The 22,244-nt window shown below is 32.9% G+C and carries 20 protein-coding genes; 18 read left to right on the top strand and 2 right to left on the bottom strand.

Annotated elements, in window-relative coordinates; all coding sequences use genetic code 11:
* Positions 1–32 precede the first annotated feature (32 nt).
* The 6 genes from J7574_RS11185 to J7574_RS11160 all read left to right on the top strand — a co-directional run bounded on the left by J7574_RS11185 (position 33) and on the right by J7574_RS11160 (position 6,845).
* Complete coding sequence (locus J7574_RS11185; protein WP_290968153.1) at positions 33–1,394, top strand: DUF4302 domain-containing protein; 1,362 nt, start codon at positions 33–35, stop codon at positions 1,392–1,394.
* Between the two features lie 106 nt (positions 1,395–1,500).
* Positions 1,501–1,776 (top strand): hypothetical protein, encoded by a 276-nt coding sequence (locus tag J7574_RS11180; RefSeq protein ID WP_290968151.1) that lies wholly within the window; start codon positions 1,501–1,503, stop codon positions 1,774–1,776.
* A gap of 169 nt (positions 1,777–1,945) precedes the next feature.
* Entirely contained in the window at positions 1,946–2,692 is a 747-nt protein-coding gene (gene fabG, locus J7574_RS11175) for a 3-oxoacyl-[acyl-carrier-protein] reductase (RefSeq protein WP_111369193.1), read from the top strand.
* Positions 2,693–2,791: 99 nt separating this feature from the next.
* Entirely contained in the window at positions 2,792–4,819 is a 2,028-nt protein-coding gene (locus J7574_RS11170; RefSeq protein WP_290968148.1) for a hypothetical protein, read from the top strand.
* Between the two features lie 88 nt (positions 4,820–4,907).
* On the top strand, positions 4,908–5,804 hold the full coding sequence (locus tag J7574_RS11165; RefSeq protein WP_290968146.1) for a LysR family transcriptional regulator: 897 nt from the start codon (positions 4,908–4,910) through the stop codon (positions 5,802–5,804).
* 75 nt (positions 5,805–5,879) lie between these two features.
* Positions 5,880–6,845 carry a putative sulfate exporter family transporter gene (locus J7574_RS11160; RefSeq protein ID WP_290968144.1) on the top strand — a complete coding sequence of 322 codons (966 nt, stop codon included), beginning with the start codon at positions 5,880–5,882 and terminating at the stop codon, positions 6,843–6,845.
* Between the two features lie 4 nt (positions 6,846–6,849).
* Here J7574_RS11160 and J7574_RS11155 read toward each other — a convergent pair whose 3' ends face one another.
* A complete protein-coding gene (locus tag J7574_RS11155; protein WP_290968142.1) occupies positions 6,850–7,800 on the bottom strand; it encodes a hypothetical protein in 951 nt (316 codons plus the stop codon).
* Between the two features lie 176 nt (positions 7,801–7,976).
* On the opposite strand from J7574_RS11155, the gene J7574_RS11150 reads away from it, so the two are divergent.
* A complete protein-coding gene (locus tag J7574_RS11150; RefSeq protein ID WP_290968140.1) occupies positions 7,977–8,975 on the top strand; it encodes a zinc dependent phospholipase C family protein in 999 nt (332 codons plus the stop codon).
* A gap of 367 nt (positions 8,976–9,342) precedes the next feature.
* Here J7574_RS11150 and J7574_RS11145 read toward each other — a convergent pair whose 3' ends face one another.
* Positions 9,343–11,481, bottom strand: coding sequence for an LTA synthase family protein (locus J7574_RS11145; RefSeq protein WP_290968138.1), 2,139 nt, complete (start codon positions 11,479–11,481; stop codon positions 9,343–9,345).
* A 197-nt stretch (positions 11,482–11,678) separates the two neighbouring features.
* Here J7574_RS11145 and J7574_RS11140 point away from each other — a divergent pair, with 197 nt between their 5' ends.
* The 11 genes from J7574_RS11140 (at position 11,679) to hisIE (ending at position 22,218) form a co-directional block, all read left to right on the top strand.
* The gene (locus tag J7574_RS11140; RefSeq protein WP_290968136.1) at positions 11,679–12,341 is read left to right on the top strand and encodes a response regulator transcription factor; all 663 of its coding nucleotides are present in this window, start codon (positions 11,679–11,681) and stop codon (positions 12,339–12,341) included.
* A 4-nt stretch (positions 12,342–12,345) separates the two neighbouring features.
* Positions 12,346–13,746: a HAMP domain-containing sensor histidine kinase gene (locus J7574_RS11135; protein WP_290968134.1), complete on the top strand. Its 1,401-nt coding sequence runs from the start codon at positions 12,346–12,348 to the stop codon at positions 13,744–13,746.
* A gap of 311 nt (positions 13,747–14,057) precedes the next feature.
* Positions 14,058–14,915, top strand: a complete 858-nt coding sequence (hisG, locus tag J7574_RS11130; RefSeq protein WP_111424887.1) for an ATP phosphoribosyltransferase — start codon at positions 14,058–14,060, stop codon at positions 14,913–14,915.
* 87 nt (positions 14,916–15,002) lie between these two features.
* On the top strand, positions 15,003–16,286 hold the full coding sequence (gene hisD / locus J7574_RS11125; protein ID WP_290968129.1) for a histidinol dehydrogenase: 1,284 nt from the start codon (positions 15,003–15,005) through the stop codon (positions 16,284–16,286).
* Between the two features lie 93 nt (positions 16,287–16,379).
* Positions 16,380–17,429, top strand: a complete 1,050-nt coding sequence (gene hisC / locus J7574_RS11120; protein ID WP_290968127.1) for a histidinol-phosphate transaminase — start codon at positions 16,380–16,382, stop codon at positions 17,427–17,429.
* A gap of 132 nt (positions 17,430–17,561) precedes the next feature.
* A complete protein-coding gene (hisB, locus tag J7574_RS11115) occupies positions 17,562–18,698 on the top strand; it encodes a bifunctional histidinol-phosphatase/imidazoleglycerol-phosphate dehydratase HisB (RefSeq protein WP_290968126.1) in 1,137 nt (378 codons plus the stop codon).
* A 94-nt stretch (positions 18,699–18,792) separates the two neighbouring features.
* Positions 18,793–19,143 (top strand): nuclear transport factor 2 family protein, encoded by a 351-nt coding sequence (locus J7574_RS11110; RefSeq protein ID WP_290968124.1) that lies wholly within the window; start codon positions 18,793–18,795, stop codon positions 19,141–19,143.
* A 92-nt stretch (positions 19,144–19,235) separates the two neighbouring features.
* Complete coding sequence (gene hisH, locus J7574_RS11105) at positions 19,236–19,817, top strand: imidazole glycerol phosphate synthase subunit HisH (protein ID WP_290968122.1); 582 nt, start codon at positions 19,236–19,238, stop codon at positions 19,815–19,817.
* Positions 19,818–19,920: 103 nt separating this feature from the next.
* Positions 19,921–20,646: a 1-(5-phosphoribosyl)-5-[(5-phosphoribosylamino)methylideneamino]imidazole-4-carboxamide isomerase gene (gene hisA, locus J7574_RS11100; RefSeq protein ID WP_290968120.1), complete on the top strand. Its 726-nt coding sequence runs from the start codon at positions 19,921–19,923 to the stop codon at positions 20,644–20,646.
* Positions 20,647–20,821: 175 nt separating this feature from the next.
* The gene (gene hisF / locus J7574_RS11095) at positions 20,822–21,577 is read left to right on the top strand and encodes an imidazole glycerol phosphate synthase subunit HisF (protein WP_290968118.1); all 756 of its coding nucleotides are present in this window, start codon (positions 20,822–20,824) and stop codon (positions 21,575–21,577) included.
* Positions 21,578–21,621: 44 nt separating this feature from the next.
* Positions 21,622–22,218: a bifunctional phosphoribosyl-AMP cyclohydrolase/phosphoribosyl-ATP diphosphatase HisIE gene (gene hisIE, locus J7574_RS11090; protein ID WP_290968116.1), complete on the top strand. Its 597-nt coding sequence runs from the start codon at positions 21,622–21,624 to the stop codon at positions 22,216–22,218.
* Positions 22,219–22,244 lie beyond the last annotated feature (26 nt).

Genomic DNA, 22,244 nt, shown 5'->3' with positions numbered 1-22,244 from the left:
TTCAACAATTATAAAACTTTAAAAAAGATATTATGAAAATAAAAAATATATTCAAGTATTTAGTTGTTGCATCACTTGTTGTTCAGCTTACAGCTTGTACAAGTACCGAAGTAGAACAAAAGTTTGACAAAACTCCTACAGAGCGTTTAAATATGCAAAAAAGCGAGTTACAGCAAGCTCTGCTTTCTTCTCCTGAAGGTTGGAAAGCAGTTTATTTTACAGATGATAAACAATTAGGGGGATTTACCCATTTATTTAAATTCACAGCCGATGGTAAAGTTGAAATGGCATCTGATTTTGATGCTACAACGACTTCAAAATTTACAAGTGAATATGATATTCAGTTAGGAAGTACAGTAAGTTTGGTTTTTACAACCAAAAATAGAATCCATTTACTATCAGATTCAAGTCCGGCATCTAATCCAACGCCTGCTTTACTTGGTAAAGGATATTTAGGAGATTTTCAATTCTTATATTATGGAGAAGAAAACGGCCAACTTATTTTCAAAGCAAACAGAACAGCTGGTGACAGCACTTCAAAAGAAATTCGTTTTGTAAAAGCTACGGCTCAGGACTGGACAGATCTTCCTAAAAACATTGATATGATTGCTAATGTTGTTGGAGCAAATACAAGACCATTGTTTAGACTATTTGAAACGAACGACGGTAAAACAGTGCACCAATATGATTTTACATTTACAACTAGGTCAAGATTTTCTACGGCAAATTCTATTGAGCCAGGATCTACTGCAACAAATAATATGGGAATTGCTTACACTCCAACAGGAATTATAGTAAGCCCAGCTGTAGAAGTAGGAGGTCAGAAACTAACTGAATTTGTATATAATAGTGCAGATGGAAGTTTTACGGCAACTGGAGCAAATGGAGTAAGTGCAACTATTAGATATAGCTCTAAACCATTAGTTTTAACTGATGATTATAAAAGCTTAGTTGAAGGTAAACCTCAAATGGTTTTTGGTTACATTGCTGCAAATTTATATACAGCACCAACAAATTCATCTTACTTTAAAACGCTTGTAGATAAAGTAAATACTACGTTACCAGCTAATCAATCTATTGCAAGAGTTCAGATTGTATTTAATAATGTGCCAAATGGAACATATATTCAATATCAATTTAATGGAGGTAAAGCTCAAATTATTCACTGGTTAACTACAAAAGAAGATGCAGTTAATAAAACTATAATTTTAGTTGATGATGGCTGGAATACAACAACAGCAAATTATAATTTCTTGAAAGAAATAGATAATGAATTAACAAATGCTAAAGGATTGTACGTTAAGAAAGAAAACTTTAGAATTACATATTCTAATACTATCTACACTTTCACTAGTGCGGCTAGCAATTTTAGAATGACTACTTATCAATTATAAATTTTCAGTTTGATATTAATTTAGTAAAAGGCAGTTCGTTTTACGAGCTGCTTTTTATCAACCACAATTTCTGTTCTAAAAGTAAATAGTTTTAAATATAGATATTATGATTAAAAAAGTTTTGACACCAGCAACTATTGCGGTTTTCTTTTGGGGACTAGGCTCACTTCTTTTAAATGGCTACTATTACGAATATTTAAGACCTTATATGTACGTTTCTTTAGCGGTAATTTTCCCGATTATGATTTGGAACCTTATCAAACAAAGAAAAGAAGATAAAAATCAAGGAACGGAGGAATTTAAGCACTCCATTAGTAGAATGTTAATTATGGCGATGATTATGATCATTATATTTTTTATAACGAAGCAAAATCACATTTAAAATTTTTTAGTTTTATTTTTTTATTTTGGGAAAACAGCTCATTTCTTATGAGCTGTTTTTTGTTTTAGCAGTATCTAAAATTCTTAAGGCAATTTTTGGATTACAAATTTTATTAAACGCTCAAATAATCTATATTTGTAATTCAAAAAATAAAAACGAATACCTTAATATGAAATTACTAGAAGGAAAAGTTGCAATTATTACTGGTGCAAGCCGTGGAATTGGAAAAGGAATTGCTGAAGTTTTTGCTAAACATGGAGCAAACGTTGCTTTTACATACAGCTCATCTGCAGCATCTGCGGAAGCTTTGGAAGCAGAATTAAATAGTTTAGGAGTAAAAGCTAAAGGATACCAATCTAATGCAGCAGATTTTAACGAAGCTCAGACTTTTGTTGACGCTGTTTTAGCAGATTTTGGAACTGTTGACATCTTAATCAACAATGCCGGAATTACAAAAGACAATTTGCTAATGCGTATGTCTGAAGCAGATTTTGACCAAGTAATTGATGTAAACTTGAAATCGGTTTTTAATATGACAAAAGCGATTCAGAAAACTTTCTTGAAACAAAGAGCAGGATCTATCATCAATATTAGTTCTGTTGTTGGAGTTTCTGGAAACGCAGGTCAAACCAATTATGCAGCTTCTAAAGCTGGTGCAATCGGATTTACAAAATCGGTAGCTCTTGAGTTAGGTTCTCGTAACATTCGTTGCAACGCCATCGCTCCAGGATTTATCGAAACTGAAATGACTGCAAAATTAAGCGAAGATGTAGTAAAAGGATGGAGAGAAGGTATTCCGTTGAAACGCGGAGGAACTCCAGAAGATGTAGCAAACGCTTGTCTGTTCCTTGCTTCAGATATGAGCGGTTACATTACAGGACAAGTTCTTAACGTTTGCGGAGGAATGCTTACTTAAAAGTTTTCAGTGTTCAGATTTTAGTATTCAGTTCTTATCTGACTCTGACACTAAATAAAATCTGATCACTCAATACTGATTACTGAACACTAAATAAATATGACTACAAACACGATTCTTTTATTATTGCTTTCTTTAGTAATTGCTGGTGGGTTGTCGTATTTTCAATATTTTTTTAAAGCCAAAAGTAAATCCAATGTGATTATACTTTTGGCTTTTTTACGTTTTTTAGCCATTTTCGGATTATTGGTTTTATTGATAAATCCTATTATTTCTAAAAACTCTCTCGAAATTACCAAAACGCCTTTGGCGGTTGTAGTCGACAATTCGAGTTCTATTGTAGCTTTAAAATCAGATAAAACAGCGGTTGAATTATATCAAAAACTGGTTTCAAATCCTGCTTTAAAAGAAAAATTTGATATTCAAACCTATCAGTTTGACAATGATTTTAAAATTTCAGATAAATTTGATTTCAAAGGGAATCAAACCAATTTGGACGAAGTTGCTAAAAATTTAAAAAGCATCAACAAAAATCTGATTTTCCCAACAGTAATTATTACTGACGGAAATCAAACTACAGGAAACGACTATGTGTATCGTTTTGATCCTGTTAATAAAGTTTATCCTTTGGTTGTGGGAGATACAACCACTTTTTTTGATTTAAAAATCAATCAGCTCAACGTAAACAAATACGCTTTTCATAAAAATAAATTTCCAGTTGAAGTTTTTCTGCAATACGCAGGAGACAAAACAGCTAATGCAGAATTTACCATCGCACAAGGAAATACCGTTGTAGCAAAAGAAAAACTTTCTTTCTCGCCATCAAAGAAAACGGCTTCTTTAAATTTACTCCTTCCGGCAGATAAAGTAGGATTGCAGATTTATAAAGCAAGCATTCAATCTTCTGCAAAAGAGAAAAACAGTTATAATAACATCAAAAATTTTGCAGTAGAAATAATCGATCAAAAATCGACAATTGCGATTGTTTCGGCAATCAATCATCCAGATATTGCAGCTTTAAAACGTTCCATTGAAGTTAATGCGCAACGTAAAGTAATATTAGTTAAACCAAATCAAATTAACGATTTAGATGATGTTTCTGTTCTAGTTTTGTATCAGCCAACCACAGCTTTTAAGCCTATTTTTGATAACAATAAATTAAAAGGAACCAATACCTTTATTATAACAGGAAATAATACCGATTTCAATTTTTTAAATCAGCAGCAAAACAACTTGATATTTAAAATGAGCAATCAGCGTGAGGATTTTCTTTGCGAATTCCAATCGGCTTTTAATTTGTTTGCTATTGATAATATTGGTTTTGAAAATTTCCCGCCTTTACAAAATCCGTTTGGAAATATTAGCACTAACGGAAATGTGTCTGTTTTGCTTTCTTCAAAAATTAGAAACGTTTCTACCAATGCGCCTTTATTGGCTTTCGCCGAAAATCAAGGAAAAAGAACTGCTTTTCTTTTAGGAGAAAACAGCTGGAAATGGCGTTTGCAAAGCCATGTTGACAATCAATCTTTTGAAAAGTATGATGTTTTTATCGATAAAATCATTCAATATTTAGCATCGACTACTTCAAAGAAATCTTTGGTGGTTACTCATGAAAGTTTTTACAATTCTGGCGAAGAAATCATTATCAATGCGCAATATTTCAATAAAAATTACGAGTTTGACGAAAAAGCTAGGCTAACAATTACAGTTGTAAATGTAGCGACAAAACAAACTAAAAATTACGATTTGCTGAAAGGAAGCAATTCTTTCTCGGCTAATCTAGAAGGACTTCCAGCAGGAAAATATAACTTTACAGTAAAAGAATTAAACTCAAACACTTCTTACGCAAGTCATTTTGAGATTCTAGATTTTGATATCGAAAAACAGTTCGTAAATCCAGATGTTGTCAAATTACAGCAATTGGCACAACAAACAGGAGGAAAAGCTTTCTTCGAAAATCAAACCGATCAATTGATTAATACACTTTTAGAAAACAAAGAATACAAATCAATTGAAAAAAACATTTCAAGTAAAACTCCAATTATTGATTGGATTTGGTTGTTGATTTTGATTGCTGCTTTGCTTACGGCTGAATGGTTTGTGAGAAAGTATAACGGTTTATTGTAATAAGATATAAAGTAGCAAAGTTACAAAGAGACAAAGGGACAAAGCTTTAAAGCCTAAAACTTTAAATTTTAAACAAAAACAATAAAAAATGGACTTTAGGCTTAAAGTATTTTACACCGTTGCGCTCCGCCTTAACTTTACTAAAGCGGCAACGGAATTATACATTACTCAGCCAGCCGTCTCCAAACATATTCAAGAATTAGAGGAAACCTATAAAACCAAACTTTTTGAACGAAACGGTTCTAAAATCGCTTTAACACCAGCAGGAAAAATTCTCCTAAAATATACTAAAAGTATTTTCGATATTTATCGTGAAATAGACTTTGAAATGAGTTCTTTCAATAAAGAACGCCAAGGTTTATTAAGGTTAGGAGCAAGTACGACAATTTCGCAATATATTATTTCTCCAGTTTTGGCTAGTTTTCATCAAAAACAAAAAGACATAAAAGTTAATTTGCTGAATGGAAATACTGAGCAAATTGAAAATGCTTTAATCAATAAAGAAATCGAAATCGGAATTGTTGAAGGGCAGTCTAAAAATCAATCCATAAAATATATTCCGTTTCTTAAAGATGAATTGGTTTTAGTCTGCAATAGCAAAAATCCGTTAGTACAACAAAGTGAAATTTCAGTAAGCGATTTAAAATCAATGAAATTCATTACCAGAGAACGCGGATCAGGAACACTTGAGGTTATAGAATTTGCATTAAAAAAAGCAAATTTAAAATTGACTGATTTGCAAATTGAAATGCAGTTAGGAAGCACAGAAAGCATAAAATCATATTTGTTAAATTCAGATTGTTTTGCTTTTATGTCTATTCATGCTGTAAGCAAGGAGTTAAAAAATAAGGAATTGATTGTTTTAGACATTGAAGAATTAGCAATAGAAAGATATTTTTATATTATAACCTTACAAGGAAAATCAGATTCTTTATCAGAACTATTCATCCAAAATTTAGCATCTCACTATAACTTGAAGTTATAGTCTATTGCAATTTACGATTGGTGTTTTCGAGATAAACGATAGAACTTTGCAAAGTAAATATCAATTGCCTTTATTTTGAAAACAAAAGAACAAACATCAGCACAATTATTTGAAATTAATCAATCTTTACAGCAAGCACTTTTTCTTGTTGTTATCTTACTATGTTTATTTTCGATTATTTCTCCGCCAATAGCACTTTTATTTGGTGTTTTAATTGTAAATCTTTTCGGAAATCCATTTGTAGAATTCAACCATAAAGCAATCACATTTTTATTGCAGTTTTCAGTAGTAGGTTTAGGTTTCGGAATGAATGCAAATAGTGCAGTTTCGGCAGGAAAAGAAGGTTTTGTTTTAACTGTTTTTTCGATATTCAGTACTTTGCTCTTCGGATTTCTATTAGGGAAATGGCTTAAAACAGAAAAGAAAACATCGCATTTAATTTCTTGTGGAACAGCTATTTGTGGAGGAAGTGCGATCGCGGCTATTTCGCCAGTAATCAAATCAAACGAAAATCAGGCTTCAATTGCTTTAGGCGTTATTTTTATACTAAACTCTATTGCTTTATTTGTTTTTCCATTTATCGGACACCAATTAGATCTGTCGCAAAAAGATTTTGGTCTTTGGTGTGCCATTGCTATTCATGATACAAGTTCTGTTGTGGGCGCGGCCAATAAATATGGCGCAGAAGCGCTTCAGGTGGCAACGACAGTAAAACTAGCGAGAGCTTTATGGATTATTCCAATTTCTATTTTGACGGCATTTTTATTTAAAAGCAAGAATTCTAGAATTAAGATTCCATATTTTATTGGTCTGTTTGTTATTGCCATGTTAGTAAACACTTATATTCCGTCAACAGCTGTTTTTACAGCGCATTTTGTTGGCATTGCAAAAGTTGGACTAACTATTACTTTATTTTTAATTGGTGCAACGTTGAATTTTGCAACTTTAAGAGCAGTAGGGGTAAAGCCGTTGCTTCAAGGTGTTTTTCTTTGGATTTTTATAGCAGTATTGGCTTTACTGTCAATTCTTTATTTGAATTAAGTATTTATTTGACATTGGAGAATTTTACAATTGGTTTGTCAATCATTTTGTAAAGTTTTCCTTTGAAAGTGTAACGTCTTTCTATTTCAAAATTAAACGACTTTTTTGCTTTAGCCATTGCAGCCAATTCTTCTGGAAGATTTACTTCAAATTCATCTTTAGCTCGTGCCGCTTTATCAAAAGTTCCAGAGGTCTTGATAATTATATCTCTAAAATGTTTTTTAGAATTATCATTTACAACTGAATAAGTTCCAGACCATTTTACACTTTCTACGTTTGTAAGCTGGTAATTTTCAACTTCTAAAATAGGCTGGTATTTCCCCTCAAAGCCAGCAACAAGATATAACCATCCTTCAAAAGGACCGCCTGCACCTCCGTTAACGTGCAATAATGTAAAAGCAAACTGATCTTCTCCAATTTCAACTAATTTTGGAGTCGGACATTGTGCAAAAGCTCCAAATGCGGCAACTGCTGGCTGAAAAGATCTCATTTCCCAAACAGTATTGTTTTTTGCAAATTTTGCAAGACCAAGCAATCCGCCAGAAAAACGTCCTGTCTGAAGTCCATCTTCATCATGAACAGAATGATTAAAGGCTAGTATTTTAAATTGATTTCCTTTAGAATCGCTATAATCGATATTAGCTAAAAGTCTAGTGGCAACACCTTCTGTATATGGAAACATTTGATCTCCTTCAACGCCATTAACATCTAAAAATGCCGTAGGTTTGCAGGTTTTGCATTTCCAGCTTAAAAAAGTGTTTTTATCTGCAAGGTGGTATAATTTTCCAGGAAACAATTTTTGCATTGTTTTTACACCGTCAAACGGATCAGAAAATTTAAGTACTCTTTTGGTATTTAGTATTGTGTCGCTTACATTTTTTAACTGTATATCAGTTTCTTGGGCAAGACAAAAAGAAGAAATTAACAGAAAGAAGTTTAAGGTAATCTGGCGCATAAAATTGTATTGGTTTTAATTAAACAAATGTATAAAGAAAATTATTGTTAATATGAACTTCTTGCCGTTTTTAGATCATAAAATATTAAAAAGTTAAAATTGTAGAATCTTATTAGCAGTATTTTTTGCGTATTCTTTAATTAAAACTAAATTTGCTCCCTCTAATAAAAAAACAAATGAAGAAAATCCAAATGAGACCAAAATTAATAGCTTTATGCGCTTTAATTGTTGGCTTTTTTATGCTGTCATGGGGGAATGTTGGCCATGAGCGTATTAACAAAGCTGCTGTAATGGCTTTACCAAAACAAATACAGATATTTTTTTACAATCACATTGATTTTATTACACAAGAAGCTTCGGTTCCAGATATCCGCAAGTACGCTTTAAATTATAAGGAAGAAGGTCCGAGACATTATTTTGATATGGAAAACTTTGGCTCTGCTGACAGTTATCCGCAAACATTAGAAGAAGCAAAACAAAAATACGACGCCAAATTCTTAAGCGATAACGGAATCTTGCCTTGGTATATCGAAGATATGATGGCAAAATTGACTAAAGCTTTCAAAGAAAAAAATAGAGCTGAAATCTTATTTCTTGCAGCAGATTTAGGCCATTATATTGGTGATGCGCACATGCCATTGCATACTTCTGCAAATCACGACGGACAATTGACAGATCAGAAAGGAATTCACTCTTTATGGGAAAGCAGATTGCCAGAATTATTCGTTAAAAATTATAAGTTAAATGTTCCTGAAGCACAGTATTATCCAGATGTTCATAAAGCAATTTGGGATTTAATTAATGATACTCACACCTTGGCGCAACCTTTATTGGATATCGATAAAAAGCTAAGAACTGCAACTCCAGAAAACAAAGTTTTTGAAATGGATGCAGAGGGTAAAATTGCAAAAACAAAATACAATACCTCTAAGTTTTCTGATGAGTATGCTAAAAAATTACACGAGCAATTAAACGGAATGGTAGAAAGCCAAATGAGAAAAGCAATTACTGCAACTGCAAGTTTTTGGTACACGGCATGGATAAATGCAGGAAAACCAGACTTAAGTGATTTGGATGCTCCAGCATTAACGCAAAGAAATTATCAAGCTTTACAGGATGATTTAAAATTGTTCCAAAAAGGAGATTTATTCGGAATGAAGAATCAGAACGACTAAAAATTTGTTTCAAGTTTTTATAGTTTAAAGTTTCAAGTTTTACTTCGGAATCTTAAAAAAAGCCTCAAATCTTTATAGAATTTGAGGCTTTTTTTGTGGTTTTTAACAGGAGAATGCTAAGTTTTTTTAAGCTAAGTTTTGTTTTTATGAATAATGAGGTCGCAAAGATGCATTTTTAATGTCTCTTATAAAAACAAACTCAATAGGTTTTAAAACGTTGAGTTTTATTTGTGGACTCACTTATCGCAAAGAAAGCATATAAGCTAAAAAAAAAAAGCATTCTTTGCATTAAAAATTAAGCCACAGATGAAAGGATTAAAAGGAGTATAAAAGAAAACCCGACAGATGTCGGGTTTATTCTTTTGAATTATTCGCGAACTTTTGCGTATAACTTCTTATTTTTATTAGTTAAATCTGTAAACTGATATTCCTTCTCTTTCAAGACATAAGAAGCTGATTGATAATAAGAAATAGTTTCGTCAGCTAATTTTGTGTTTTCAGATTTCAATGGAATTTGATCGTAATAAATTTGAAATTCAGGCGAAATTCCAGTTTTCTCCATAAGCTTCAAATCAAACTGTTGGATTCCTTGCTTTGGAGATAAAATGGTTAAAATATTGTCTTTTATTAATCCTAAATCCTGATAAGTAGCTATAAAAGCTCTAGGCTGATAATCTGTCTTGAATACATTTCGACCAAAGAATTTACTTTCGTAATCAAAATTTAGCAATCCGAATAAGGTTGGCATAATGTCAATTTGCGACATTAATTTGTTGAATTTTTCGGGTTTCGCATCCGGAATATAAATAAAAGCAGGAATTCTATATTTATCTACCGGAAGTTCTGTTTTTCCAGCGCTTGATGCACAATGATCTGCCACAATTACAAAAACAGTATTTTTAAACCACGGCTGTTTTTTTGCTTGAGCAAAAAATTGTCGCAAAGCATAATCTGTGTATTTTACACCACCTTCTCTAGATTTGATGTTTGCAGGAATATCTATTTTATTGTTAGGATATGTAAATGGCCTGTGATTGCTAACTGTCATGATGTGATTAAAGAAAGGCTTGTTTTGCTTTGCTTCACCATTCATTACTTTAATAGCCTTGTTGTACATGTCTTCGTCACAAACGCCCCATACATTAGAAAAAGTTACTTCGTCTTTAGAAAAGCTTGATTTATCGACTATTTGATATCCATTCCCCGAATAAAAATCCTGCATATTGTCAAAAAATGCATCACCTCCATACATGAATTTTACATTGTATCCTTTTTTAAGGAAAACAGATCCGGTTGAGAATTTATTTTTATTGTCTTCTCGTTTTACAACACTTTCTCCAGCTGTTGGAGGAATGCATAAAGTTACCGCTTCAAGACCACGAACAGTTCGATTTCCAGTTGCATATACATTGGTAAAAAGCAAACTTTTTTGTGCCAGACTGTCCAAAAATGGCGTAATATTTTGTTCATTGCCGTACATTTTCATGAAATCGGCACTTAAACTTTCAATTGTTATTAAAACAACATTTTTACGCTGTTCTAATGAATCTTCTTTTATCAGACGTAAAGTGCTGTTTCCTTTAATGGTAGGAAAATCTTGTTTTAAAATGGCGAAAGCCTTTTCGTTAGAAATTGTTTTGTAAAATTTAAAATAGTCTAGGTTGCTGTTCTGAAACGCTAGATAGAACTTATAGATTCCATTCGACTGCAATTCGTTAACAAAAACATTTTTAGAGTTTTCTGTTTTCGCTAATCCAGGAATAGCAAGTAATGAGCAGATAAATAAAACGGCATAAAGAGCTGTAATTTTTAATTTCTGATTAAAACTTGGAATTTCGTCGATATAATTTCTTGATTTTTTAACAATGAAGTAAGTAATTGTTGCCGTAATGATGAACAGCGCAGAAAAAATAGGAACAACAGGATAAGACTGCATAATGTTTCCAATAACTTCATTGGTGTAAATCAGATAATTAACGGCGATGAAGTTGTATTTTACTCCAAATTCATTCCAAAAGAAAAATTCGCTTATTGCATTTTGAAGAATCAGCAAAACGTACAGAAAAATTACAAAAGCAAAAAGCCAGAATCTTATTTTATCTCTGTGTTTTGGCAAGAAAAGCAAAAGTGCAAATAAAAATGTTTTAATGGCAACAAAAATTAAAACGATTCTAGGTAAAGCACCTCCATATTCATCAAAAACACTTTTTCCAGACGCAATATAGATTAAAAGTGCCAGGAAACTTGCAAGAATAATATAACCGTATGGTTTATTGTATTTTGAATTGGAAATAAAGATAAGATACAGCCATAAGAAAGCCGAAGCCAAAGCAAATACAAAAAAGTCTGATACTAAACCTAATGAAAAGATTTTTAAGCTCTCAGCAAATGTAAATGAACTCTGAGTAATTGGATGAAAAAGCAATACTATTCTTAGTGTAAAACTCACTATAAAATACAGCAATGCCAAATTGTAGAAAGGTGAAAGTTTTTTATAAAAATTCATCTGAAGTAATTTTTTGCAAAATTACTTCAAAAAGATTAATTTTAGATTAAGTACGACTTTTGCCTTACTTAACGTTAACTTAATGTTTGCTTAAGAAGCCGCTTTCTGTATTTATTGGCGTTTTCAATTATTTCTGAGGGCTAAATTATTTATCTTTGGGTTCAAAATAAAATTCAAATTTTAATTAGATACGATAAATGCATATTTTAATAGTTGAAGACGAAGTAGGAATTGTCCAATTTCTAAAACAAGGTTTGCAAGAAGAAGGCTATCAAATTACTACTGCAGCCGATGGTTCTAAAGGTTTTGAGCTGGTTCAGGAACAAAAATTTGATTTGATTCTCTTAGATTGGATGTTGCCAAAAATTAATGGTCTTGATCTGTGCAAAGCTATCAGGATTAAAGATCAGGTGACACCAATTATCTTTTTAACTGCAAAAGATACGGTTCAGGAAACTATAGAAGGTTTAAAAGCGGGGGCAAACGATTATATCAAAAAGCCATTTAGTTTTGAGGAATTGGTAGAGCGAATTAAAGTTCACTTTAGAAATAAAAAACAAACCGAAACCCTGATTCTAGGAAACATTACCATGGATTTGTCTAGGCATATCGTTTTAAACGGAGGTGAAGAAATTTCGCTAACGCAACGTGAATTTGAATTATTGGCGTATTTAATTCAGCATAAAGGAAAAGTCTGCACAAGAAACCAGATTTTAAGAGATGTCTGGGAAATCAATTTTGAGTACGATACTGGAGTTATCGATGTTTTTATGAATGCCATTCGAAAAAAACTGAATCTTAAAATTGAAGAAGATTATATAAAAACCATCCGTGGCATTGGATACATTGCCAATGATTAGCAAAATGACATCATTATCCTTTAGAAATAGAATCGCATTAAACTATATTGTAGGAACTGGATTGCTAGTTTTGGCAGTCTTTTCGGCGATTTATTTTATTGTCAAACTGACGGTTTACAATCACATTGATGAAAATTTAAATATTGAAGTTCAAGACCATTTAAAAGAACTGAAAATTGAAAATGGTGTTGTCGTTTTCATGGATACCGAAGAATGGGAGGAAAGAGAACATAATTCTGTTGATGTGAATCCTGTATTCGTTCAGTTTTTAGATTTGAACAAGAAAATCCTTGAAAAGTCTCCTAATTTAAAAAATGAGAAACTTGCTTTTCATGAAAATAAAGACCATTTTGAACTTTTTGACACCAAATTACTAGGGAATAAAATCCGTCAAATGCAAGTGCCGCTTCACATCAAGTCAAGGAAAATTGGGTATTTGATTATTGCGATGTCTTTGTCTGATTCGTCCAAAGTTTTAGATAATTTGATGGATACTTTATTGATTACTTTCCCAATCATACTTTTGATCTTGTTTTTTCTGGCAAGATTTTATGCGGGACGAAGCATAAAACCTATAAATAACATTATTCAGACTTCTAAAATTATTACAAAAGACAATCTTAAATCTCGAATTCCGCTGCCCAAAACAAGAGATGAATTGTTTACGCTTTCTAATACAATTAATAATTTGTTGGATAGGCTCGAAGATGCTATAGAGCGCGAAAAACAGTTTACATCTGATGCTTCTCACGAATTAAGAACACCTCTGACAGTTATTAAAGGAACACTTGAAGTCTTAATACGTAAACCTCGAGATAACAGTGAATATAAAGAAAAAATTAATTATTGCATTAATGAAGTTGACCACTTAAATTCTCTTGTAGATCAGTTGCTTTTGATGGCTCGTTTTGAGAATCAGAAAAAAAATATAAACAGAGAAAAAGTCTATTTAAATGCGGCCGTTTTAGATGCTTTGGCATTAAAAGAAGACAAAATTAAATCGGATAGAATCAATGTGGTTTTAGATGCTCCAGGTGAGTTTTATATTTATTCGGACAACTACTTAACGGTTACGATTCTGCGAAATATTATTTCAAATGCTATAAAATATTCAAAACCAGATAGCGAAGTTAGAATTTCATTGTCACGAGAAAACGATACCATTAGTTGCACTGTTTCAGATCAAGGAATCGGAATCGCAAAGAAAGATCTGGAGTCTATTTTTAATCCATTTTTTAGGTCAGATTCTCTTAATCACGCTGAAATTAAAGGAACGGGACTTGGTTTGTTTATTGTGAAAAGAATGACCGATCTCCTTCAGATTAAATTTAAAATTGAGAGCGAAATCGGAAAAGGAACCCAAGTTTTATTGGTTTTTGAAGAATATGACCATTCGTTAAAGTAATTTTAAAATTATTAAGCAAATTGCCGTTCAAAACGATTTTTAACAATAAACTATCGTTAAGTTAAAATAAAAATTGCTTTTTAAATATTTTATCTAGTATATTTGCAACCGAATCAAAGAAGTAAAAACAAAACAAATCATGATTTCAATTCAATTACATCATCATCATTTACATTATTGCTCTCAAGCGATGTGTTAATGGTATGCATGTAAATCATCATATTTTAAAACCCGTTTGAGTACATCAAACGGGTTTTTTAATTCAAGCTCTCTTTGTACTCAAACTATTAATCCAACAAACAACTAAAAAAATGAGTACTTTAAAAATTGCAATTCAAAAATCAGGTCGTTTAAACGAAGACAGCATTCAAATTCTAAAAGACTGCGGCATTTCAATCAACAACGGAATCGACCAATTAAAAGCCGAAGCTTCAAACTTTCCTCTTGAAGTTTTATACCTTAGAAATTCAGATATTCCGCAATATTTAATTGATGGAGTAGTAGACTTAGCAATTGTTGGCGACAATCTTTTGGTAGAAAAAGGAAAAGGAATTGAAGTAGTTCAGAAACTTGGCTTCTCAAAATGTAAAGTTTCGGTGGCGGTTCCTAAAACTTTTGAGTACAATTCAGTTCAAGATTTAGCTAATCTTCGCATTGCCACTTCTTACCCAAACACAGTAAACGAATATTTCAGTAAATTTGGTTTAACTGTAGACATTCACCAAATCTCAGGTTCTGTAGAAATAGCTCCAAACATCGGACTAGCAGATGCTATTGTAGATATTGTTTCAAGCGGAAGCACACTTTTTAAAAACAATTTGAAAGAAGTTGAAGTAATCTTAAAAAGTGAAGCGGTTTTGGCAGTTTCTCCAAAAGTTTCTCCAGAGATCCAAAAGCATATTGATACTTTAAAATTCAGGATTCAAGCTGTTTTAAGAGCAAGAAATTCAAAATATATTCTAATGAACGTTCCAAACGATAAAATTGAAGCCGTTGGAAAAATTCTTCCGGTTTTAAGAAGTTTAACGGTTCTTCCTTTGGCTCAAGAAGGCTGGAGCAGCGTTCACTCAGTAATCGACAAAGACACTTTCTGGGATGTAATCGACCAATTGAAAGAAGTAGGAGCAGAAGGTATTTTAGTTTGCCCAATTGAGAAAATGGTACTATAAGAAGAAATTTCAATTTTTAAATTCCAAATCCCAAGGATAGTGTTGGAATTTGGGATTTTAGAAATTTGGAATTTAATATGAAATATTATGAATAAAATAGACAATCCAAAACCAGAAATCTGGTCAGAAATATTAAAAAGACCGACTAAAACTGTTGATGATATTGAAGTTACGGTAAAAGAAATCTTCAAAGAAGTTCAAAGAAAAGGAGATGAAGCTGTTGCTAAGTATACTTCGATTTTTGACGGAATTTCACAAGACAATTATGAAGTTTCTGCAAAAGAAATCGACGAAGCAATTGCTTTGATTCCAAGCGAATTAAAAGAAGCTATTGAATTGGCAAAAGAAAATATTTATAAATTCCACAATGCTCAAAAAACAGAGAGGATTGCTGTTGAAACGATCGAAGGAGTAAATTGCTGGCAAGAAAAAAGACCAATTCAAAAGATTGGTTTATATATTCCAGGAGGAACTGCACCTTTGTTTTCTACTGTTTTAATGTTGGCTGTTCCCGCTGAAATTGCAGGCTGTAAAGAAATTGTATTATGTTCTCCGCCAGACAAGAAAGGAAAAATTAATCCAGCTATTTTATATGCAGCCAATTTATGTGGCGTGACTAAAATTTTAAAAGTTGGCGGAATTCAAGCGATTGCAGGAATGACTTTTGGCACACAATCCATTCCGAAAGTATACAAGATTTTCGGGCCAGGAAATCAGTTTGTTACTGTGGCGAAACAATTGGCAACACAATTTGGAGTTGCAATTGATATGCCAGCAGGACCTTCAGAATTATTGATTGTGGCTGATGATACGGCTGTTCCATCATTTGTAGCTTCAGATTTATTGTCTCAAGCAGAACATGGGACAGACAGTCAAGTGATTTTGGTTTCAACTTCAAAAAAACTAATTGATGAAGTAGAAAAAGAAGTGCAGTCACAGCTGGAGATACTTCCAAGAAAAGCAATTGCAGAAAAGGCAATCGAAAATTCGAAATTGATTTATGTCAAAAACGACCAGATCGCTTTAGATTTAATTAATGAGTACGGACCAGAACACTTTATAATCTGTTCGGAATATGATGATTTTTATTGCAACGGAATCGTAAATGCAGGCTCGGTTTTTATCGGAAATTATACGCCTGAAAGCGCTGGAGATTATGCTTCTGGAACCAATCATACCTTGCCGACAAATGGTTATGCAAAGAATTACAGCGGTGTAAATCTGGATAGTTTTATGAAATCGATGACCTTTCAAAAAATCTCAGAAAAAGGAATCCAGAATATTGGAAAAGCAATAGAAACAATGGCTGAAGCTGAGGGTTTGCAAGCGCATAAAAATGCTGTGACCTTGAGATTGAAAAGTTTAGAATAAGAGAAAAGTAGAGAAAAGAAGCAAGAAGCAAGATAATTAGAGATGATAAGTCTTTGTTCTTTCATCTATTCTCTAAAAAAAAAAGAAACACAGATGAGTACCTTTGATATAAATACAATAACACGTGAAAACGTAAAATCTTTAAAACCGTATTCTTCTGCAAGAGATGAGTTTGAAGATTTTGATACAGCCGATATGATTTTTTTGGATGCTAATGAAAACCCGTTTCAAAATGGAGTAAATCGTTACCCAGATCCACAGCAGAATTCGGTAAAAGCCATTTTAGCCAAGAATAATTTAGTAAAGCAAAGTCAGATTTTATTAGGAAATGGAAGTGATGAAGTGCTAGATTTACTTTTTAGAGCTTTCTGCGAACCTAATACAGACAATATTATTTCGCTACCGCCAACTTACGGAATGTACGGTGTTTTGGCTAATATTAATGCCGTAGAAAACAGAGAAGTTCTACTGTCAACAGATTTTCAGCCACAAGTAGAGAAGATTTTAGAAGCAGTTGACGAGAATACTAAAATCATCTTTTTATGTTCGCCAAACAATCCAACGGGAAATTCTTTTTCGGATGTAAGCGTAGTTGAATTACTTCAAAACTTCAAAGGTTTAGTGGTAATTGATGAAGCTTATATTGACTTTTCGGATAAAGAAAGTTGGCTGATAGAAATTGACGAATATCCTAATTTAGTGATTACGCAAACGCTTTCTAAAGCCTATGGTTTGGCTGGAATTCGTTTAGGAGTTTGTTATGCTTCTGAAGCTGTAATTTCAATCTTAAACAAGATCAAACCGCCTTACAACGTAAACGAATTAACCCAGCAAAGAGCAATCGAGCGCTTAAGAGATTCTGAAAAAATAAAACAAGAAATAGCTTCTATTATTGAGCAAAGAGAAGAATTGCTTAAAGTTTTACTTGAAGTAGGTTTTGTTGAAAAAGTATATCCGACAGAAGCTAATTTTATTTTAGCAAAAGTGGATGATGCCAACAAAAGATACGATCAGCTAATCGAAAAAGGCATCGTTATCCGTAACAGAACTACACAGCCATTATGTGAAAACTGTCTTCGTTTTACAATCGGAACAAAAGAAGAAAATGCAGTTGTAATTAAGGAATTGAAATTATTAAGCTAAAAATATATTAGCCACGAATTCACGAATTTTATTTAATTTTTGGCAATTAGTGCAATTAGCACATATTATGTCAAGGATTTTAAGTTTGAATAAATATAATTCGAGAATTCGTGGCAGAAAAAAATAAAATACATGAAAAAAGTACTTTTTATCGATCGTGACGGAACGATTGTTTTAGAACCTGAAAATTATCAATTAGACAGCTTAGATAAACTGGAGTTTTATCCAAAAGCGTTTCAATATCTGGCTAAAATTGCTAATGAATTGGATTACGAATTGGCAATGGTAACCAATCAAGACGGACTTGGAACTGATAGTTTTCCTGAAGATACGTTTTGGCCAACTCAAAATTTTATTCTGAAAGCATTTGAAAACGAAGGAGTTGTTTTTGATGAAATCTTTGTTGACAGAACTTTTCCAGAAGAAAACGCTCCAACACGCAAGCCAAGAACTGGAATGCTGACAAAATACCTGAACAATCCAGAATATGATTTGGCAAATTCTTTTGTTTTAGGGGATCGTTTAACGGATGTTGAGTTGGCTAAAAACCTTGGAGCAAAAGCTATTTTCATGAACGATACAGATGGAATTGGAAGCAATGAAATCTCATCTAAACGTGAAGAATTAAATGATACAATCGTTTTGCAGTCAATGGATTGGAAAACAATCTATGAGTTTTTGAAATTAGAAGCGCGTTCTGCTTCAATTACTCGTAAAACGAATGAAACAGATATTTACATCAACTTAAACCTTGACGGAACAGGAAAAAGCAAAATCGATACCGGAATTGCGTTTTTTGATCACATGTTAGATCAACTTTCACGTCACGGCCAAATGGACTTGGAAATCATCGTTAAAGGCGATTTAGAGGTAGATGAGCACCATACAATCGAAGATACTGCAATTGCCCTTGGAGAAGTTTTCGCGAAAGCGTTAGGAAACAAGCTAGGAATTGAACGCTACGGATTCTGCCTGCCAATGGATGATTGTTTAGCGCAAGCTGCAATTGACTTTGGAGGACGAAACTGGCTGGTTTGGGAAACGGAATTTAAACGCGAAATGGTCGGTAAAATGCCAACGGAAATGTTTTATCATTTCTTCAAATCTTTCACAGACGGTGCAAAAGCAAACTTAAACATCAAAGCAGAAGGAACCAACGAACATCACAAAATCGAAGCCATTTTTAAAGCTTTCGCGAAAGCCATAAAAGTGGCCGTAAAAAGAGATACCGAAAAAATGATTTTGCCTTCAACGAAGGGAATGCTTTAAAATTTGTTTCAGGTTTCACGTTTCAAGTTACTCAACAAAAAGTGCAACATGGAACTTGAAACCTGAAACAAAAAAAACTAAAAAACTAGAAAACATGGACGCTGAAAAATTTGCTAAATCTTGGATAGAATCCTGGAATTCTCATGATTTAAATGATATTATGAGTCATTATTCCGATGATCTTGAAATTACAACACCAATGATTAAATTGGCAGGAGGAATTGAAAGCGGTTCACTTTCTGGAAAAGAAAACGTAGCAGCTTATTGGAGTAAAGCACTATCGAAATTTCCAGATTTAAAGTTTGAGTTGATTGATGTTACTTCAGGTGTAAATTCTGTTGCATTGTATTATAAATCGATAATGGATAAAAAAGCAATTGAAGTAATGTTTTTTAATGAAGAAGGATTGGTGAACAAGATGATTGCTCATTATACAGATTTGTAGATAAGAAATTTTTCAAATTTCAAGTTTCAAGTTTTATATTTCATGTTCTGTTAAGCAACTTGAAACCTGAAACAAAACAAACAAAAAAATAAATGAAAATAGTAATTATAAATTACGGAGCAGGAAATATTCAGAGCATTATGTTTGCTATTGAAAGATTGGGTTTTAAAGCTGTTCTAAGTAATAATCCAGACGAAATTAAAGCGGCGGATAAAGTGATTTTTCCTGGCGTGGGCGAGGCGAGTTCAGCAATGGCAAAGCTTCACGAAAGCGGGTTAGAAAGTTTGATTCCGCAATTGAAACAGCCAGTTTTAGGAATTTGTCTTGGAATGCAGTTGATGTGCAACAAAACAGAAGAAGGAAATACAGAAGGTCTAGGGATTTTTGATGTGGATGTTTTGAAATTTTCAAACAGTGTAAAAGTGCCTCAAATGGGATGGAATCAGATTTATGATTTAAAAACCGATTTGTTTAAAGACATTGCTGAAAATGAATTCATGTATTTGGTTCACAGTTTTTATGCGCCAAATTGCGAATATGCTATTGCTAAAACCAATTATGATGTAGAATATGCATCGGCTTTGCAAAAAGATAATTTTTATGGAACGCAGTTTCACCCAGAAAAAAGTGGTGATGTGGGAGAGAAAATCCTTGGAAACTTCTTAAAAATGTAAATTCCAATTCAATAACAATATCAAAAAACAATAAAAATATCAATTTTGAGAAGTGGAAAAGACTTTATGACTTTCGACTTTCAAACTTTAAGACTAACAAAAAATGAGAATAATACCAGCCATAGATATCATTGAAGGAAAATGCGTTCGTTTGTCCAAAGGTGATTATGATACGAAGATAATTTACAATGAAAATCCGCTTGAAGTAGCGAAATCTTTTGAAGCACACGGAATAGAATATTTGCATTTAGTAGATCTTGACGGCGCAAAATCAAGTAAAATTGTCAATTATAAGATATTAGAACAGATCGCAACGCAAACAAGCCTAAAAATTGATTTCGGCGGCGGATTAAAATCAGATGATGATTTGAGAATTGCTTTTGAAAGCGGTGCAAACCAAATCACTGGCGGAAGTATTGCAGTAAAAAACAGAACAATTTTCGAAAAATGGATTTCGGAATACGGAACGGATAAAATCATTTTAGGTGCAGACGCAAAAAACGAAAAAATTGCCGTTTCAGGCTGGTTAGAAGAATCAAATGAAGATTTGGTTCCGTTTATTCAGGATTATCAATCAAAAGGAATTCAGTACGTTATCTGCACCGATATCGCCAAAGACGGAATGCTTCAAGGTCCAAGTTTTGACTTATACGGAAAAATTCTAGCAGAAGCAAACGGAATAAAATTAATTGCCTCAGGAGGAATTTCAACTTTTGATGAATTGCCAAAATTAGCTGAATTAGGTTGCGAAGGAACTATCATTGGAAAAGCGATTTACGAAGGAAGAATCAGCTTGAAGCAACTAGAGGATTTTATAATTAGAAAATGAGAGAATTAGACAATTAGATAATTATATAGCGACTGCATAAAATTATCTAATTGTTTAATTCTCAAATTGACATATTTAAAATTAGAAAATGAGAAAATTTGATAATTAGATAATTTATACGTGACGAAAAAAAAATTATCTAATTGTCTAATTATCTAATTAACACATTAGAGAAATGTTAGCAAAAAGAATTATACCTTGCTTAGATATAAAAAACGGAAGAACCGTAAAAGGCGTTAATTTCGTTGATTTACGAGACGCTGGCGATCCTGTCGAATTGGCTGCACTTTATTCGGCTGAAGGTGCAGATGAATTGGTTTTTCTGGATATTTCGGCAACCGAAGAAAGACGCAAAACACTTGTAAATATGGTGCGAAGCGTTGCGGAAAAAATCAACATTCCGTTTACGGTTGGTGGCGGAATTTCGTCTGTAGAAGATGTTGATATTTTGTTGAATAACGGCGCAGATAAAGTTTCGATCAATTCATCGGCAGTTAAAAATCCGCAATTGATTAACGATTTGGCTCAGAAATTTGGAAGTCAGTGCGTTGTTGTGGCAATCGACGCAAAACAAATTGATGGACAATGGATTGTGCATTTAGTCGGCGGAAAGGTGCCAACAGAATTAAATTTATTTGATTGGGCGGTTGAAGTTGCAGAACGTGGAGCCGGAGAAATTTTATTTACTTCAATGGACAATGACGGAACTAAAAAAGGTTTTGCAAATGAAGCTTTGGCTAAACTTTCAGAGTTGGTAAATATTCCGATTATCGCTTCAGGAGGCGCTGGAAACATGCAGCATTTCATAGATTCGTTTAAAGAAGGAAAAGCAGATGCGGCTTTGGCGGCTAGTGTTTTTCACTTTAAAGAAATCGAGATTAAAGCTTTAAAACAAGAATTAAGAAATAACAATATTGAAGTTCGAATTTAGTTTTAACTTTAAGACTTTCGACTTTACAACTTTAGACTAAAAATATGGAAATCGATATCAAAAGCGCACACGGATTGATTCCGGCTATAATTCAGGATTCAGAAACAAAAAATGTTTTGATGCTGGGATATATGAACGAAGAATCGCTTCAAAAAACAATAGAAACACAGAAAGTGACTTTCTTTAGCCGTTCAAAACAAAGACTTTGGACAAAAGGCGAGGAGAGTGGTAACTTCTTGAATTTAGTAAGCATTAAAAATGACTGCGACGGAGATACGCTTTTGATTCAGGCCAAACCTGTTGGGCCAACGTGCCACACAGGCGCTGACACTTGCTGGCAAGAACCAAATTCGGCTAATTATGGTTTCATTTCTCAATTAGAAAATACAATCAAAACCAGAAGAGAAAACGCTGATTCTGAGAAAAGTTATGTGGCTTCTTTATTCGAAAAAGGAATCAATAAAATTGCTCAAAAAGTGGGTGAAGAAGCTGTAGAAGTGGTTATTGAAGCAAAAGACGATAACGACGATTTGTTCCTTAGCGAAAGCGCAGATTTACTTTTTCATTATTTAATTCTGCTTCAAGCAAAAGGATATCAATTAAATGATGTTGTTGAAGTTTTGAAGGGACGCCAGAAATAGTTTTTTTTGTTTCAGGTTTCAAGTTT

Source organism: Flavobacterium sp. (assembly GCF_017744675.1).
In the GTDB taxonomy this organism is placed as follows: domain Bacteria; phylum Bacteroidota; class Bacteroidia; order Flavobacteriales; family Flavobacteriaceae; genus Flavobacterium.
The sequence above is the reverse complement of the archived record's forward strand: the minus strand, read 5'-3'. Positions and strand labels throughout refer to the sequence as shown.